Origin of the sequence: Streptomyces sp. NBC_01689, assembly GCF_036250675.1 — a bacterium.
Taxonomy (GTDB): Bacteria; Actinomycetota; Actinomycetes; order Streptomycetales; family Streptomycetaceae; genus Streptomyces.
The window spans coordinates 1,558,371-1,573,855 of the sequence record NZ_CP109592.1; the positions used below are offsets into that span (position 1 = coordinate 1,558,371).

General features: G+C 72.6%; 15 protein-coding genes and 1 pseudogene. 4 read left to right on the forward strand and 12 right to left on the reverse strand.

Translation table 11 applies throughout. From position 1 onward, the window contains the following. Positions 1 to 628: 628 nt before the first annotated feature. Positions 629 to 1,105, reverse strand: coding sequence for a hypothetical protein (locus OG776_RS06655; protein ID WP_410093496.1), 477 nt, complete (start codon positions 1,103 to 1,105; stop codon positions 629 to 631). 404 nt (positions 1,106 to 1,509) lie between these two features. Between OG776_RS06655 and paaI the strand changes: the two genes are divergently transcribed. Beyond that, on the forward strand, positions 1,510 to 1,887 hold the full coding sequence (paaI, locus tag OG776_RS06660) for a hydroxyphenylacetyl-CoA thioesterase PaaI (protein WP_329323668.1): 378 nt from the start codon (positions 1,510 to 1,512) through the stop codon (positions 1,885 to 1,887). A 141-nt stretch (positions 1,888 to 2,028) separates the two neighbouring features. Here paaI and OG776_RS06665 read toward each other — a convergent pair whose 3' ends face one another. From OG776_RS06665 to OG776_RS06675, 3 genes are all read right to left on the reverse strand, one after another. Next, the gene (locus OG776_RS06665; RefSeq protein WP_148014217.1) at positions 2,029 to 3,279 is read right to left on the reverse strand and encodes an MFS transporter; all 1,251 of its coding nucleotides are present in this window, start codon (positions 3,277 to 3,279) and stop codon (positions 2,029 to 2,031) included. Beyond that, positions 3,276 to 4,424 (reverse strand): PLP-dependent cysteine synthase family protein, encoded by a 1,149-nt coding sequence (locus OG776_RS06670; protein WP_329319499.1) that lies wholly within the window; start codon positions 4,422 to 4,424, stop codon positions 3,276 to 3,278. Before OG776_RS06670 ends, OG776_RS06665 begins: the two co-directional genes overlap by 4 nt. 126 nt (positions 4,425 to 4,550) lie before the next feature. After that, positions 4,551 to 4,988 carry a hypothetical protein gene (locus OG776_RS06675; protein ID WP_148014219.1) on the reverse strand — a complete coding sequence of 146 codons (438 nt, stop codon included), beginning with the start codon at positions 4,986 to 4,988 and terminating at the stop codon, positions 4,551 to 4,553. Between the two features lie 145 nt (positions 4,989 to 5,133). Between OG776_RS06675 and OG776_RS06680 the strand changes: the two genes are divergently transcribed. Next, the gene (locus tag OG776_RS06680) at positions 5,134 to 5,625 is read left to right on the forward strand and encodes a DUF2975 domain-containing protein (protein WP_148014220.1); all 492 of its coding nucleotides are present in this window, start codon (positions 5,134 to 5,136) and stop codon (positions 5,623 to 5,625) included. Then, positions 5,625 to 5,846, forward strand: a complete 222-nt coding sequence (locus tag OG776_RS06685; protein WP_148014221.1) for a helix-turn-helix domain-containing protein — start codon at positions 5,625 to 5,627, stop codon at positions 5,844 to 5,846. Before OG776_RS06680 ends, OG776_RS06685 begins: the two co-directional genes overlap by 1 nt. A 190-nt stretch (positions 5,847 to 6,036) precedes the next feature. Here the strand turns inward: OG776_RS06685 and OG776_RS06690 are convergent, their stop codons facing one another. From OG776_RS06690 to OG776_RS42405, 3 genes and pseudogenes are all read right to left on the reverse strand, one after another. Further along, on the reverse strand, positions 6,037 to 6,465 hold the full coding sequence (locus tag OG776_RS06690; RefSeq protein ID WP_148014236.1) for a pyridoxamine 5'-phosphate oxidase family protein: 429 nt from the start codon (positions 6,463 to 6,465) through the stop codon (positions 6,037 to 6,039). A 23-nt stretch (positions 6,466 to 6,488) separates the two neighbouring features. Next, positions 6,489 to 6,713 carry a GMC oxidoreductase gene (locus OG776_RS42400; protein ID WP_443077353.1) on the reverse strand — a complete coding sequence of 75 codons (225 nt, stop codon included), beginning with the start codon at positions 6,711 to 6,713 and terminating at the stop codon, positions 6,489 to 6,491. Further along, positions 6,685 to 6,993 (reverse strand): annotated as a pseudogene (locus OG776_RS42405) (GMC oxidoreductase); the annotation flags it as partial. The pseudogene OG776_RS42405 and the gene OG776_RS42400, both read right to left, overlap by 29 nt. On the opposite strand from OG776_RS42405, the gene OG776_RS06700 reads away from it, so the two are divergent. Beyond that, positions 6,955 to 7,122 (forward strand): hypothetical protein, encoded by a 168-nt coding sequence (locus tag OG776_RS06700; protein WP_329319506.1) that lies wholly within the window; start codon positions 6,955 to 6,957, stop codon positions 7,120 to 7,122. The pseudogene OG776_RS42405 and the gene OG776_RS06700 sit on opposite strands and share 39 nt — an antisense overlap. A 159-nt stretch (positions 7,123 to 7,281) precedes the next feature. On the opposite strand, the gene OG776_RS06705 is transcribed toward OG776_RS06700, so the two are convergent. The 5 genes from OG776_RS06705 to OG776_RS06725 all read right to left on the reverse strand — a co-directional run bounded on the left by OG776_RS06705 (position 7,282) and on the right by OG776_RS06725 (position 15,277). Continuing rightward, on the reverse strand, positions 7,282 to 8,148 hold the full coding sequence (locus tag OG776_RS06705) for a hypothetical protein (RefSeq protein ID WP_329319508.1): 867 nt from the start codon (positions 8,146 to 8,148) through the stop codon (positions 7,282 to 7,284). Between the two features lie 106 nt (positions 8,149 to 8,254). Next, positions 8,255 to 8,902 carry a dihydrofolate reductase family protein gene (locus tag OG776_RS06710; protein WP_148014223.1) on the reverse strand — a complete coding sequence of 216 codons (648 nt, stop codon included), beginning with the start codon at positions 8,900 to 8,902 and terminating at the stop codon, positions 8,255 to 8,257. A 182-nt stretch (positions 8,903 to 9,084) separates the two neighbouring features. Continuing rightward, positions 9,085 to 10,365: a PP2C family protein-serine/threonine phosphatase gene (locus OG776_RS06715; protein WP_148014224.1), complete on the reverse strand. Its 1,281-nt coding sequence runs from the start codon at positions 10,363 to 10,365 to the stop codon at positions 9,085 to 9,087. A 201-nt stretch (positions 10,366 to 10,566) separates the two neighbouring features. Then, complete coding sequence (alsS, locus tag OG776_RS06720) at positions 10,567 to 12,249, reverse strand: acetolactate synthase AlsS (RefSeq protein ID WP_329319511.1); 1,683 nt, start codon at positions 12,247 to 12,249, stop codon at positions 10,567 to 10,569. A gap of 253 nt (positions 12,250 to 12,502) precedes the next feature. Further along, entirely contained in the window at positions 12,503 to 15,277 is a 2,775-nt protein-coding gene (locus tag OG776_RS06725; protein WP_329319513.1) for a helix-turn-helix transcriptional regulator, read from the reverse strand. Positions 15,278 to 15,485 lie beyond the last annotated feature (208 nt).

Sequence of the window (15,485 nt, forward strand, 5' to 3'; positions counted from 1 at the left end):
ACCGGAAAACCCCATGGCCTGGGGCGGGTTCCGCCACGAGCGCGCAACCGGCCTTCCAGAGTTGTCGCGCCTTGTACCGCATGGGCTCACGAGTGCCGGTCACGTCGGTCGGTTCCTCCGGGCTCGGGGCGGCCCAGGCTGTCACACCCAGAAGGGCCGAACGGGCGTGCCAGGCCGAAAGGCGAGTGGCCGTCCGGCTGTCGCTCCGGACCCGGTACACCGGCTCCGACCAGCGTCGACGGAAACACCGCGGCAGCCGGCGACGGCGCTCGCCCGGCCCCGACCCGGTGCCCCGGCTCGGGGCCGGGCTTCCGGCAGTTGTCCTGTTCCCGGTACTGGCGCGGGCCCTGCCCGCGTCTCGGCCCGACGACGGTGCGGAACTCCGCTTCGGCCTGTGCCCGTACGCGTTCGACCGCTGTCCGCCAAGCAGTTGGAGCCGTCCGCTGTTGGAACCGTCCCATGTTGGAGCCGTCCGCCGTCTCCCCTCATCGCAGGACGACGGCTGCTGACGCGCGCGGGTCGCGCGCCCGCCGGTGCGCGGGGGCGGATGCCACGGAAACCGGACGGACCCGACCGGCAGTTCCCCCGGGTTCCCGCGGCATCACAACGACTCACTCACGCGTGCGGCTCAGCTGAAGACGAAGGGTCCCGGTGCCTGCGCGGCGGTCGACGTGCAGGTGACGGTGATGCCGAAGATGACCATCTTCAGCGAGCCCTTGTAGAAGTCCAGGCTGTCACCGACGGCCACGGTGCCCGGCAGCGGGCCGACACTGACCGCGCCGCCCGCGGGGATGGCCGGGTTCGCGGTGCCGCTGAAGACCCGGTCGGCGCCGGTCGAGTTGGTCATCGTGAGCGTGGAGTTGATGGAGTTCGCGGACAGCGCGAGCGGGGTCGTGATGGCCGTGGAACTGAGGGTGACGGTCGCCGAGGTACCGCTGACCTGGGTGGCGGTCAGCGTGGCCGTGCCGCCGCCGAAGATGCCGCAGGTGGCGGTGATGGTGGCGGAACTCGGGGTGACGGCCGCGTTCGCGGCAGGTGCGAGGGCCAACGCCGTGGCGGCGAGGACCCCCGTCGTCAGTGCCGCACCAGTGGCTAATCGCTTCATGGAGATCGGGCTCCCTTCCCGTTACGTGGGAATGCCATGGAGGGACGGCGACCCCGGACCGGGTGGGTGCGGACACACCGCGAGGTCGATCTGACAGAGTGTCAGAACTTACCGTCCCATTGACGCGCGGGCGACACGGGCCGACAAGGTTGAAATCCGGCCGACTCCGGAGGCGACCACCTCGACGTCGGCGTTCCGCGCCGAGGGAATAGGGTGTCGCGGGTGCGGGAGCCCGGACCGCCAGGTCGCCGCGCGCGTCGAGGGCCGCGACCCGTCCCCGCCCCGGCCCACGTGCGCGGCCGGGCGGACCGCGCCGCATCGGCCTCCGGCGGAACGCCGGCGACACCCTGGAGGTGCACCCCGTGACGGATACTCCTGGCCCGCGGACCGACCCGGCACGCGCGATGTTCGAAGCCGACTCCGCCTCGCGCGGGCTCGGCATCGAGTTGCTGGAGACGGGAGGCGGGGCGGCGGCGGTGCGGATGACGGTGACCGCGGGGATGGTCAACGGGCACGGCATCGCCCACGGCGGTTTCGTCTTCACCCTCGCCGACACGGCGTTCGCGTGCGCCTGCAACAGCTACGGGCCGGTGACCGTCGCCTCGGGCGCCGACAGCTCCTTCACGGCCCCCGCCAGAGAGGGCGACGTTCTGACCGCGACCGCCCGCGAATGCGCCCGGTACGGCCGGAGCGGGATCTACGACGTGACCGTCACGCGCGGCGACACCGTCATCGCCGAGTTCCGCGGGCGCAGCCGGGTCATCGGGGACCCACCCGAGTAGGCGGCGCGCTCGAACCCGGGAGGACAGCCCCCGGGCGGCCGGTCCCTGGTCATGAGCGGCCAGGGACCGGCCGGACGCCGGCGGCTCCCATGGCGGCCGGAACCTCCCTCGGCGCCGGACCGCTTCGCGGCGCCGGTGTTCTCAGGCGGCGGCGAGCTGTGGCTCCGTGCGGACGGCGAGGCGCCCGGTGCGCGCGAGCGCCGCGACCGAGGCCGCGCACGTCAGCCCGGTGGCCGCCAGGACGAACCAGACCAGCCGGAGGGCCGCGTGGTCCTCGGCGTAGTCCCACAGGGCTCCGGTGGCGAGATTGCCCAGGGTGATCCCGAGACCGGAGACGGTGTTGTACAGGCCGTAGTGGGTGGCGACCAGCCGGTTCCCGGAGAGCGCGACGACCGTGTCCATCTCCAGGGGGTAGACCACCGCGCTGCCGGCCGCGAGCAGCGCGACCGCCGCCACCAGGCAGGCGAGTACGGCGACGGCGGCGTCCGGGGGCGTGAGGGCGAGGGGGAGAAAGGCGAGGCCCATGACGGCCAGTCCGCGCACCAGTGCCTGGGCGGGGCTCCAGCGTCGCTCGGCCCAGGCGGTGAGTCTGAGCTGACCGACGACGGCTACGGCCGCGGACACGACGAAGAGGCCGCTCGTGATCCATGCGCCCCGGCCGCCGAGAGCGTCGGCCGCGGCGAGCGGCAGGGCCAGATAGACCTGGAAGGTCAGGACGTAGGCGCCGATCATCGCGATGGAGAAGAGCAGGAAGGGCCGGTTGGTCACGACCGTGCGCCACTGGGTGAGGACCGGTTCCCGTGCGGCGGTGGTGGTCCGGCCGCGGGCGGGCAGCGCGTGGGCCTGCAGGGCGGTGAGCACGGCGAATACGGCGGCCGCGACCGTGCAGACGAGACGGAAGTCGGCGGCCAGCAGGGCGAGTCCGACGAGCGGGCCGAGCAGCATGCCCGCCTGGTAGTAGACGTTGAACGTGGCGAACGCGTCCACGCGGCGGTCACCGGCCTCCTGGGCGAGGTAGGACCGGACCGCCGGGTTGAAGAGGGCGCCCGCGAAGCCGGTGGCCGCCGACGCCGCGATCAGGGCGGGAAGGCTGTCGACCCAGCCGAGCAGGCCGAAGCCCACGGTGCGCAGCAGACAGCCCGCCATGATCGGGACCTTGTGGCCGAAGCGGTCGGCGATGGTCCCGCCGATGAGGAACATCCCCTGCTGGGAGAAGTTGCGCACGCCCAGGACGAGACCGACCGCCCAGGCGGCGAGGCCCAGGCCGTCGGCGAGGTGGGCCGCCAGGTAGGGCATGAGCATGTAGAAGGCGAGGTTGATGGCGAACTGATTGAACATCAGCAGTCGTGCGGCGGGGCCGAAGGAGAGCGTCTGCTGCCAGAGGGTCTTCATCGTGCGGCTCCCGCGAGGGCTTCGGTGGTGTCCGCCCGACCGGACGCGGCGGCCAGCGGGTCGGTGACGTGGGTGCAGCGTGTCCAGCGGGTCACGACCCGGTCGCCGGGACGGCCGATCTCGTCGGGATCGTCGGCCGGCGGGTGCCCGAGCAGATCGTGGGACCGGCAGTAGGCGTCGTCGAAGACGGTCCCCACGTACCGCTGGGGGCCGTCGGGGAAGACCGCGACGATCCGGTTGCCGGCGGGCCGGGTGCGGGCCAGCCAGCGGGCGACGAGCGCGACGGCGCCCGCGCTCCAGCCGCCGGTGGCGTAGTGGTCGCGGGCCAGGCGCCGGCAGGCCCACACGGCCTCGGGGGCCGCGACCCAGTGGACCTCGTCGAACAGCTCGTAAGCCACGTTGCGGGGATGGATGCTGCTGCCGAGGCCGCGCATCAGCCGGGTCGCCGGGGGCTGGCCGAAGATCGTCGATCCCGTGGTGTCGACCCCGACCACCCGCAACCCGGGGTGGAAGCCGCGCAGGACGGACGCGATGCCCGCGGAGTGGCCGCCGGTGCCGACGGAGACGACCAGGGTGTCGACGCGGCCGAGCTGTGCGACGAGTTCACGGGCCAAGGGCGCGTAGGCGGCCACGTTGTCCGGGTTGTTGTACTGGTCGGGGCACCACGCGGCGGGGCGCTCGGCCAGGAGTTCCTCGACCCGGTGACGGCGTGCCTCCTGCCAGCCTCCGACGGGGTGGGGCGTGGTGACGAGGTCCACCGCGGCACCGTACGCCGCGAGCAGCCCCGTCATGAGCGGTTCCATACCGGGGTCGGTGACGACGGTGACCGGGTGGCCGTAGGTCGCACCCGCCAGCGCGAGACCCAGCCCGAGGGTGCCGGAGGTGGACTCGATGATCCCGGCGCCCGGGACCAGCAGGCCGCGTTCGCGTGCCGCACGGACCATGTGCAGGGCCGCGCGGTCCTTGATGCCGCCGGGGTTCCGGCCCTCCAGCTTGACCCAGAAGCCGCGTTCGCCGCTGGTGAAGGGGGCGCCGATCCACAGGACCGGGGTGTCACCGACCAGTCCGGCCGGCGTGTGCAGCGGGGGCTTGGCGTCGGCCCGGAGCCGGGCGGGTGGGTTGAGGGGCGGTGTCGTCGGATTCATGGCGTGGTTCTCCCGCGGCGGACGGCCTCGAAGGGGCGCCGGCCGTTGAGTAGGGGAAGGAGGCGGACAGCTCGGCGGCCGTCGCCGCCGCGGACACGTGCTGTCCGCGGGGGCGGCCGGGGCCGCTCAGGTCCGCCACACGCCCAGTCGCGCGCACTCCCGCTGGGCGGAGGCGAGGGGTGGTGCCGGATGCCGGCACGGACGCTCCCCCGGCGGGGCCGGCCGCCGCTCGACGCTGTCGGCCGGCACGAGAGTGTGGAGGGCCGCGGCGAGGGTGACGGCTCGCGGCGGCTGCACGGTCGGCTGGTCCAGTCCCTGGCAGTGGCCTCCGTGGTCCCGCGTGGGGTTCAGCCCCGGCACGCGCGACTCGGCGGCTTCGTGCTGTCCGCTCGGCGCGCAGGAGGAACCCGAGACGACGAGGAGCGCGTCCGCCCGGTGGGCACCCTCGGGCGTGGAGCCGTGGGCACAGGCCAGCAGGTGCACCAGGACGGTCAGGATCATCGCCGGCAGCGCCCCGGCCCGTCGCGCGGGACGGCGCTCACGGTGCACCGACCGAATCCTCATGACCACACAAAATAGTCGATCCATCACGATGTGCGTGTTTAGAGGGATTCCTTGTGGCGCCGCCCTGCCCAGGGATGAACCGACCCCTTGCCTGAGCTATCGAATATCGATAGATTTCCATCGCCATTCGATGGAAGGAAGAGTCGTGGGAAAGCTGACCGTGCGTGCGTTGCGCGCCGTGCTCGTGGTGGTGCTCACCGGCACCGTGTTCGTACAGGCGGGGATGGTGTGGGCGTTGGCCAGCGGGAAGGACTCGGAAGACGGGTCACTCCCGCTGACCTCGCTGCGCGTGATCACGATCCTGGGCATGGTGTCGGCTCAGGTCGCTCTGGTCTGCGTATGGCGACTGGTGACGATGGTGCGGAGCGGAACCGTGTTCTCCCTCCGCGCCTTCCGGTACGTGGACGCCGTGATCGGAGCGATCGTGGCGGCCGCCCTCTTGTGGTTCGCCGTCACGGCCGTCAACGCCCCGGGCCAACGGGACGACCCGGGAGTCACCCTCATCATGGGCGGCATCGGCCTGGCCATCCTGGGGGTCGCGCTCATCGTGCTCGTCCTGCGGATGCTGCTCACCCAGGCCGTGGCGCGCGACGTCGAGGCCACGCGGATGCAGGCCGAGCTCGACGAGGTGATCTGATGCCGATCGCCGTCGACATCGACGTCATGCTGGCCAGGCGGAAGATGTCCGTGGGGGAACTCGCGGACCGCGTGGGGATCACGCCGGCCAACCTCGCCGTACTCAAGAACGGCCGCGCCAAGGCGGTGCGCTTCGCCACGCTCGCCGCTCTGTGCGAGGTGCTCGCATGCCAGCCGGGCGACCTGCTGCGCTGGGAGACCGAGGACCCCGCCGCCGGATGACGTCCTCCTCGTGCCGCCCTGTCCGACTCTTCCGGCGGGGCGGGCGAGGGACTCGGTCGAGCCGCCGACTCCGCTCCAGGGCCGAGGACTTCTGGTGTCACGACTCCAGGACACCGGCCCGCAGGCGCCCGGGGCCGGCCGGGCGGGTGGCGGCCCGGAACCTCTCCGGCCGGTGACCGTCGCCCGGCCGTCAGGTGATCGTGCCCAGATCGGTGCCCGTCCAGTGCTCCGGCCGCATCCGGACCACCACATGGTCGGCGAGTTCGGCCTCGGCCCATGCCGTGTAGCGGTCGAGGACTTCGCCGCTCAGGTATCGCGCGGCCAGGTCGCGGTGAGCGGTGGGGCCGGGCTCGGTGACGTCCGTGACGGGACCTTCGACGGACACGTACCGAGGCGTGGGTTCACTCCGCTCCACCAGGAGGCTGAACCGGCCGCTCGCCCTGATCAGACGCAGTTTGCGCGAGTGCGCGCCGGTGAGGATCCACGGCATGCCACCGGGGCGGTAGCCGTACCAGATCGGTACCAGCAGCGGTCCGCGGCCGGGCCCGGCGTCGACACCCAGCGCGGCGACGCGCGGCTGCGCCAGGAAGGCTTCGCGTTCTTCACGTGAGAGTGCCATGCGTCCGACTCTAGGCCGGGCGCTCACCGTCCCCCGATGCGTTCGGCCGCCATCTCGGCGATCATGACCGTGGGTACGTCGGTGTTTCCGCTGACGAGGGTCGGCATGACCGAGGCGTCGACGACGCGCAGTCGCTGCACTGCGTGGACCTCCAGGTCCGGACCGACGCCGAGTCGTCCCCGGTACCCATGGCACAGGTTCCCATCGATGGTAGGCCGTGGCGCTCCGTGTGCGGACGTGCTCTTCAAGGGCCGCGTCGGTGACGCCGTCCGGCCGGTCCGGGTCGGCGCCGACCGGCAGGTACGGCCCGGTGAGACGGTCGGCGAACGATGCGCGGCGGGCGATGTCCATGACCGCTCTGAGTCCGGCGAGCATGACCGGCATGTCCCTCGGTACGTCGACGTAGCGGGGATCGATCCGCGGCGGGGTCAGCGGATCGGCCGCCGCGAGACGGACGGTGCCGCGGGTCCGCGGGGTGGGGGGCAGCAGGTGACGGAGTCCCTGGCCGCGGGCCCGCTCACGGCACACGAACGACGTCTGCGCACGCAGCGCATGAGCGGCCTGGTGGAATCCCTCCTCAAGGAAGGGCTTCACGACCCGCGGATCGACACCGCGCCGCTGTCGGTCGCGGTCGTGGCGCCGTCGGCGAGATGCTGACGAGCTGGTCCAACGGAGTTCTGGACCTCTCGCGGGAGGAGCTGGTGGACCAGGGGCCTTCTCGTCTTCGAGGCCCTCACCGCGCACGTCTCGGCGGCCTGGGGGAAATGACACCGCGCCCGACGGCTTCCGGCGGGCCTCCGCTCCATGGGCGTGTCCTCACCGTGGCGTGTCGGCGCCGCGCCGGCCGAGGCTCCGCAGCACCTCGGCGATGTTGGCCCGGTACGTCCGCAGCGCCCGCAGGCCCGCGGTGTAACGGTCGCGGTGCCGCGCGATGTCCGCGGCCTGCTCGCGCGCCCGGACGGCGTGCCACAGTTCGGCCGTGTGATGGCGACGCTTGCAGGTGACGTCCGCGACCGCGGTGGCGCGCTCCCGTCGCGTGTGCCGGGTGTTGCCGTCACTGCCACGGGCCCACACGCCGTCCGTGTACGCGGCGACGGGGTCGGAGTAGCGGGTGAATCCCTGTTCCGTCACACAGCGGGACCACGCCTTCCACGCCGCGCGGAGACGCGGGTCGCGCTTGACCGCCCTGTCCACCTCGGCCGCACGCGTGGTCGCGTACAGCCAGTCCCGCCCGATGTCGATGTCACGCATCAGCCGCCGGTTCGCCTCGGTGTCGCAGGCGGGCAGGGCCGCGTACTCGACGGTGGTCATCCGGCGCCCCTTCGGCCGGGAGACCTCCTGCTCCGCCGGGTCCCAGCCATAGCCCCATCGACGGGCGGAGGCGAGATCGAGGACACCGTAGTCGGTGCCGACCGCGGTGGCGACGACGGGATCGCTGGGGAAGCGGGGGTCGAGCGGGAAGTCTCGATGCCCGTGTTCCGCCATGCACTGCCGGATCAGCAACGCCTTTGCCCGCTGCGACCGTTGATAGTCCCGCGGCGTGTACCTGTAGCGGTCGGCGGGGAGGGGGCCGAGGTCCGACGCCGTGCTGACGGCCTGCGGACGTTCCGGACCGGAGGCGCAGATCGCCGTCAGCAGTGCCGCCCCCGCCACGGCACCCAGCCGCCGCCCCCGCTTCGTCATACGACGGGATGGTACTGCCCCGGCGGACGGCGTTCGCCGGCGCCGCGACGCCCCAGGACCCTCCCGCCGCGGTCCGCCGGGCCGGTGGACGGGTCCGTACCTCGTGTCACCTCCGCCAGAACAGGTGGTGCGTGACCCCGCTGGCGCTGGGCACGACCTCCAGCCGGAACCGGTCGAGCAGTTCGTCGGGCGACCTCCACAGCCGGATCCCGGAACCCAGTTCCACCGGCGCCACGGCCACGTGCAGGGTGTCGACGAGGTCGGCGTCGAGGAACTGCCGGACGGTACTGACCCCGCCGCCGAGTCGGACGTCCTTGCCCTGGGCCGCCTCTCGTGCGCGTTCGAGAACACTGAGCGGGTCGCCGTCGACGAAGTGGAACGTCGTGTCGGAGAGCGTGATCGACGGACGTGCGTGGTGGGTCATGACGAACACCGGGGTGCGGAACGGGGGTTCGTCACCCCACCAGCCCTGCCAGTCGTGGTCGCGCCAGGGCCCGCGCTGCGGACCGAACTTGTTGCGGCCCATGATCTCGGCGCCGATGTTGCGAGCGAAGTCCCGCGTGAAGTAGTCGTCGAGGCCGCGGCTCCCGCCGGGGTCGGTGCGCATGGGCCAGCTCGCCGTGGCTCCGGCCCAGGCGAACAGCCTCTCGGGATGTTCGGCGTCGCCGAACGGCCTCTCCAGACTCTGGTGCTCACCGGCACCGATTCCGTCCCGCGAGACGTTGAAGTTCATGACTCTCAGCAGCTGATCCACGCGTTTCCTCTTCGGCTCTTGTCGCAACTCGGTGTGGCGGGGTGCCTCACATCAGTACGTCGAACGAGACGTACCCGAATCGACACCGGCCCGTCCGGCCGACGGCCGCACGACCGTCGTGACCCGCCCTGCGCGGCTCCTCGGCACCCATGACAACGCGAGCGTCCGGTACACGGCACGGGTCAGCGACGAGGCGGCTCGCCGGATCCGGGTGAGTGACCGGACGACCTGGTTCCGCGCCCGCAGGTGACCGATCCGGGCTGCGCCGCGGGAGGACCGGCGTGGCGGCCGTCCTGACCGGCACGCTCGACGGCCTTCGTGGCCCGGCGGCGGACCGCGACCACGGCGACGTCGTCCTGTACCTCTCCGCCCGCGTGGACCGTCAGATCACTCATGAGGTGCTCGATCAGGTGGTGTGGTTCGTCCTCGGCGACGAGCGCGAATCGGTCGAGCGCGGGGTAGAACACGCCCTCCCCGTCCCGGGTCTCGAGAAGGCCGTCGGTGTGCAGGAGCAGTGTGTCGTCCGGCTCGAAACGGAAGGTGTTGACCTGATAGGCCGTCCGCTCTCCGCCCAGGCCGAGCGGCGGCGCCGGCTCCGGCACTTCCAGGAGGTCCACGTCCTCGCCGTGCGAACGCATCGAGTCCGGGTGTCCGCAGCTGATCACCCGGACGACGGGGAAGTCGTCGGGTACCTCCAGGACGAGAGCCGTGATGAACCGCTCCGACGCGTTCGCGTCCGTCTCGGCGACCTGCTCGACCCTGCGGCGCACTCCGGCGTCCAGGGACACCGCGACGTGCTCCAACCGCACCTCGCGGTGGGCGACTTCGCGGAACGCGCCGATGACGGCCGCCGCGTCGTCGACGGCCGCCAGACCGTTGCCCCTCACGTCACCGATCAACATGCGGACCGTGTGACCGACCCGTTCCGCCGCGTACACGTCTCCGCCGATGTGCGCGTGGGCGGCGGCCGAACGGTAGGCCGTGGCGATCTCCAGCCCCGCCAGGCGACAGGGCAACGGGGGCAGCAGCGCCTTCTGCGCCGTCTCCGAGACGCGGCGGACCGCGCAGAGTGTCCGGTGGTCCCCGTCCCGCAGGCGCCGGAACACCAGGACCAGGGCGCAGACGACCAGCAGGCCCAGGACGTCGATCGGGAGAATCGGCGAGCGGGGCAGACCGTCGTCGAGGTCGACCGCGACGACGCCCAGACAGGCCAGGACCGTCATGCTGACGGTCGTCCATGCGTTGTCCACCGCGGCCGTGAGCGCCGGCACCGCCACCAACAGCACTTCCAGGTGCACGTCAGCGGGGACGATCACGCCCCACAGGGTGACCCCCAGCAGTACGACCGAGGCCACCGCGACCGCGATGAACGCGCGGATCCGTATCGCCGGGAGGTCGACCGCGGGTGCCGCTGCGGTCGCGGTGGCGTGCGCGCTTGTCAGCGTGCCTGTCTGCTTGATCACGAGAACCTCCTGTCAGGTGCGCCGTGGGACCGGTCCGGCCTCCGGACGGGGCTGCCGGGACCGACGTGGAGCCACGGTCGTACCTCATGTCGTTCCGGTCGTCCCGACGCGGCCGACGGACCGTCGAGCGGGCCGACTTGAGCGCTGGATCGCGGTCGATCTCGGGTGAGGGACGGAGCCGGAGGCCCGGTCGTCGGGCCGTCATCTCGGTATGCCGTCGTGAAGTTCCGCGACGAGTGCGGCGTTGTGCGCGTGGTCGACCGGGACGTCGATGACCGTGATGCCGGGGTCGCGGCGTCCGGCCGGATCAAGGGAAGCGCGCAGTTCGGTCTCGAAGGCGTCCATCGTCCCGGTCCGGATTCCTCTGGCGCCGAACGCGCGGGCGTACAGGGCGATGTCGCAGGCCCGGGACCGGACGGCGGAGGCTCCGCCGTATCCGCGGTGCTCCCCGCACGTCGCCATGTGGCAGGCGTTGTCCCGCATGACCACATGCGTGGCGTGAAGGCCCAGACGCGTGGCGGTCTCGATCTCCGCCGCGCTGGACAGGAAGCCGGCTTCCCCGGTGATCGACACCACCTGTCGTCCCGGCCGCAGCAACGCGGCGGTCATCGCGCGGGGCAGGGCCGCTCCCGGTGTCTCCGAACCGCAGGAGAGCAGCAGTCGGTGCGGCTGATGTCCCCGCAGATGACGGGCCATGTGGAGATGCGAGCCGGTGTCCGACACCACGGTGGCGTCGTCCTCCACGATGTCCGCGATCTTCTGGGCCAGCGCGGCCGGATCGAGGCCGGCCGCACTGGCCGGTGCCGCTCTGGCCTGCTCGACGAGGACGGCCCGGGCGGCGCGCTGCTCCGCCAGGGCGGCGCGGGTGAGGTCACCGACCGGGTGTCCGGCGAGCCTCCCGGACAGCTCACCGACCGTCGCGGCCACATCGCCCCGCAGTTCCAGCGCGGGCTGGTAGTGGCTGCCGACGACGGCGGGCACCGCGTCGATGTGGACGATCGTCCGGGTCGGGTCGGCGTTCCACAGGGCCGGGTCGTACTCCACCGGGTCGTAGCCGACGGTGATCAGGACGTCGGCGTGCCCGACCATGACGTCCCCGGGCTGATCCCGGAAGAGGCCGACGCGACCGGCGTACTGCTCCTCCAGCAGGCGTGGAACGATGCCGGCCGCCTGGAAGGTCTCCACCACGGGAAGCCCGCTGACACCGATCAGCTCACGCAGCGCGGTGCACGCCTCGGCATCCGCACCCCGCAGGCCGACCAGGAGGACGGGCTGCCGCGCGGCGCGGACGATCTGCGCCGCGCGGTGGATGCATTCGGCGGGCGCGGGCCCGTACGAAGGGTGCCTGTGCGGCTGGACGACGGTGGCCGCGGTGGGTGCGCCCGCGATGTCGGCGGGCAGGACCACCGCCGCGGCGCCGCGGGGTGGGGTGACCGCCGCGCGCAGGGCGTTGGCGACGGCTTCGGGGACCTGGTCGGGATCGTGGACCTCGCAGGTGTACGTGGTGAGCAGCCGTAGCGCGGCGACGACGTCCGGCGACCGCCGGGCTCGCTCCGACCGGTCCCGGCAGGCCGCGGTGCCACAGACGGCGATCACGGGGTGCTGTTCCGTCGTCGCCCTCAGCAGAGCGGTCAGCAGATCGGTGGTGGCCGCCCCCGAGCCGGCCAGAACCGCTCCGGGAGTGCCGGTCAGCAGCCCGACGGCGGCGGCCATCACGGCGGCGCTGTTCTCGTGGCGGCACAGGACGAGCTCGGGGCCCGCGACGGCCAGGGCGTCCTGAACGGCGTCGGTCCCCGCTCCGGGGACACCGAAGACGTACGGCACGCCGTACTGCGAGAGGGTCTCCACCACGCGTTGGGCCGCGCCGATGAGTGGGATGGACATGCGCCCGCCGCCCTTCTTGAGTCTCGTGTCCGCGCGACAGTGGCGCGGTGGCGGCACGGGGAAAACGATCAGGTGCGCCCCTTGCCGGTCCCCTCGGTTCCGCGGTGCGTCGCGTCGGTTCCGCGGTGCGTCGCGCCAGGCGGGCCCGGCGGCGGCCCGCGGGTCCACGCCGGTGCCGCATCACCGGTAACCGTAGGCACGACCGACCGCCCGGGGGCATCACGTGAATGCGTAGTCCTGCCCGGTCGCGGTGTCAGCGACCGGCTTCGTCCGCGGACATCGGCTGGTCACCTTGGAGCAGCCGGGCTAGCTGAGTACGCGTGGTGACCCTGAGCTTCCGGAAGACCTTGCGCAGGTGGTAGTCGACCGTGCTGGCGCTGATGAACAGTCTCACGGCGATCTCGGGGTTGGTGGCTCCCTCGGCCGCCAGCATCGCGACGCGTCTTTCCTGAGGGGTGAGCTGGTCCCCGAACCAGGACCGGCGCCGGTCGGTGGGCTCACCGGCGGCCGACAGTTCGTTGCGGGCGCGTTCGGCGAAACCCTCCATGCCGAACCGCACGAACATCTCGTGTGCCTGTCGTAGCTGCTCGCGTGCCTCGAGGTGGCGGCGTCCGCGGCGCAGCCACTCCCCGTAGAGAAGATGAACGCGGGCCACCGCGGCTCGCAGCCGGGTGCGCTCGAACCGCTCCAGCGCCGTGCGGTACAGGTCCTCCGCATCCGGGCCGTCGGCCAGGAGGGCCCGGCACTGGGCCTCGACACCCGCGGCCCAGTGGCTGGAACAGGGCCCGGTCGTGCGGCGCAGTTCCCGGAGCGCCTCGTCCGCCACCTCCCGGTCTCCGGTACGCACGGCCGCTTCGACGAGCTCGGCCAGCGCCCAGTTGCGGATCCGCTGGACACTGGAATCGGCACCGGCCCGGCGCGCGGAGTCCCGCGCCTGCTCGTACCGGCACGCGCCGTTGTGGAGCACGGCGGTTGCCCACTGCAGATAGGTCAGCGCCATGCCCTCGCCCCGCGTCTTCGAGTCCCGGGTCGCGGTGCGGATGGCGGCGACGGCCTCGGCGTCCCGTCCGCGGAAGACGGCGAGCCCCACCTCCGCGTACGCGACCGGTCCGGCTCCGGTCATGAACGTGACGTCGGCCGCCGTCTCGGCCAGCGATGCGGCCTGCAGGAGCTCCCCGCTCAGCAGGTGCAGTCCCGCGCGCGTCGCGGCGGCGACCGGGAGAATGCTGATCGCTCCTCGTACCTCGCACGATCGCAGCAGCCGCGTGGCCAGCACGCGCCATGCCTCGTCGTCCCACAGCAGGCCGGCGCCGTGGCCGGCCAGCCACAGCCAGTACAGTTCCTCGTCCGGTGCGAGTTCCGCCGTGGTGAACGCCGAGACCGCCTTGCGCAGGACCGGGAGAGCGGCGTCGCGGCCTTCGGCCACGAGGAGCGTCAGCCCGTCCAGCAGGAGGTCGGGGGCGCCGGGTACGGATGCCGCGGGCAGCCGGCGAGCGCTGTGCGCGACCTCCCCGATCAGGCACTCGTCGCCCAGTCGCCCGGCGAGCATCGCCGCTGCCAGCGCCTGCAGATAGACGTCCCTCGCGCGGGAGGTGTCGATCGACTCGAAGCGGCGTGCCGCGCTCAGCAGCACAGGGGTGGCCCCGCCGCCGAAACACCGGGCGAAGGCGATCTGCCCCCGCAGCAGCTCACTGTCGGCGGCCCGCAGCTCGTTCTCGGGACCTCGATCGGCCAGGGCGAGAAGGTCCAGAGCCCTGTCGTACGCGCCCGCCTGCAGTTTGGCGCGTGCCGCACGCAGTGCCCGTTCCGCGCGGGCGGCGGGTTCGGCGGTCAGCGCGGCCGACCGCTCCAGGAAAGCCCCGGCGGCGGCGATCCCTCCGCGTGCCAGGGCCCGGTCGGCCGACCCTTCGAGTTCCGCCGCGGCCCGCTCGTCGAAGCCGACGGCTGCCAGCGCGCGGTGCCAGGCCCGCCGGTCGGGTTCCGCAGGGGCGGTGACCTCGGCGAGGGCCCGGTGCGCGGCTCGCCGTTGCGACGGAGGCATCGCCTGATACACGGCCGAGCGCACCAAGGGATGGCGGAAGACGACCTTCGTGCCGATGGAGAGAAGCCCGTCGGTCTCGGCCGCCGTCGCGGCCGAGACACCGATTCCCAGGCGTGCGGCCGCGCGCCACAGTAACGCGGAGTCGCCGGTCGGCTCCGCGGCGGCCACCAGAAGCAGCATGCGGGTGGCCGGCGGAAGGCTGAGGACCCTGCGGCGGAAACCGTCCTCGATGCGCCCCGGCACGGCGGCCGCGGTGTCCGTCGGGCCGAAACCGCCCGTGAATCCCGCGGCCGTCATCGACCGGGGCAGTTCGAGGAGGGCGAGCGGACTGCCCCGGGCCTCCGCGGCGATCCGGTCCACGACTCCCTCGTCCAACGGCACGTGCAGCGCCGAGTGCAGCAGGTCACGCGCGTCCCTGGGGCCGAGTCCGGTCAGCACCATCTGCTGCAGCCCGCGCAGACCACCGAGGGCGTGGCGGGTGGCGAACACCAGGCCGAGGGGCTCCGCGCCGACGCGGTGTGCGACGAACGCGAGGGCCTGGGCCGAACCGGGGTCGAGCCATTGCGCGTCGTCGATCACGCAGATCAGCGGTTGGCGGACCGCTGCCTCCGACAGCAGCCCCAGTACGGCCAGGCTCAGCATGAGCCGGTCGGGAACCGCTCCCGTCCGCAGCCCGAAAGCCGCGGACAAGGCGTCCTGCTGCGGTCCGGGCAGATGGTCCAGTGCGGTCAGGAACGGCGCGCAGACCTGGTGCAACGCCCCGAAGGGCAGCTCCGCCTCCGTTTCCACCCCTACGGCCCGCACCACGCGGAAGCCGACCGCGGCCGAAGCCATGTGATCGAGCAACGCGGACTTGCCGATACCGGGCTCACCGAGGACCACGAGCGCGCCTCCTCGGCCGGCCTTGACGGCATCCTGCCAGCGGTCGAACCAGGCACATTCGGCGCGCCGCCCCAGCAGAACCCCGGGATGCCCCGGCCACACCATGTCCCCAATCTACCTGCGACGCCCTGTCGTCACCTCTCCGAACTGGCCTGATGGTGGTCGGCCCCGGTCAGTGGGCCACGGTGACGGCGGGGCCGCGGAGGGGGCGGAGCCGCAGGTCGTCAGGTCGTCAGGTCGTCACAGGGGTCGTCAGGCCGCCAGACCGCCAGGCCGTCGTGGCGTTCGGCGGCGGGGCGGCACGGCGGACGGG

Coding starts and splice junctions, on each gene's coding strand:
- OG776_RS06655 (WP_410093496.1), bottom strand. CDS start 1,105: ATGAAGCGATTAGCCACTGGTGCGGCACTGACGACGGGGGTCCTCGCC.
- paaI (WP_329323668.1), top strand. CDS start 1,510: ATGTTCGAAGCCGACTCCGCCTCGCGCGGGCTCGGCATCGAGTTGCTG.
- OG776_RS06665 (WP_148014217.1), bottom strand. CDS start 3,279: ATGAAGACCCTCTGGCAGCAGACGCTCTCCTTCGGCCCCGCCGCACGA.
- OG776_RS06670 (WP_329319499.1), bottom strand. CDS start 4,424: ATGAATCCGACGACACCGCCCCTCAACCCACCCGCCCGGCTCCGGGCC.
- OG776_RS06675 (WP_148014219.1), bottom strand. CDS start 4,988: ATGAGGATTCGGTCGGTGCACCGTGAGCGCCGTCCCGCGCGACGGGCC.
- OG776_RS06685 (WP_148014221.1), top strand. CDS start 5,625: ATGCCGATCGCCGTCGACATCGACGTCATGCTGGCCAGGCGGAAGATG.
- OG776_RS06690 (WP_148014236.1), bottom strand. CDS start 6,465: ATGGCACTCTCACGTGAAGAACGCGAAGCCTTCCTGGCGCAGCCGCGC.
- OG776_RS06705 (WP_329319508.1), bottom strand. CDS start 8,148: ATGACGAAGCGGGGGCGGCGGCTGGGTGCCGTGGCGGGGGCGGCACTG.
- alsS (WP_329319511.1), bottom strand. CDS start 12,249: ATGTCCATCCCACTCATCGGCGCGGCCCAACGCGTGGTGGAGACCCTC.
- OG776_RS06725 (WP_329319513.1), bottom strand. CDS start 15,277: ATGGTGTGGCCGGGGCATCCCGGGGTTCTGCTGGGGCGGCGCGCCGAA.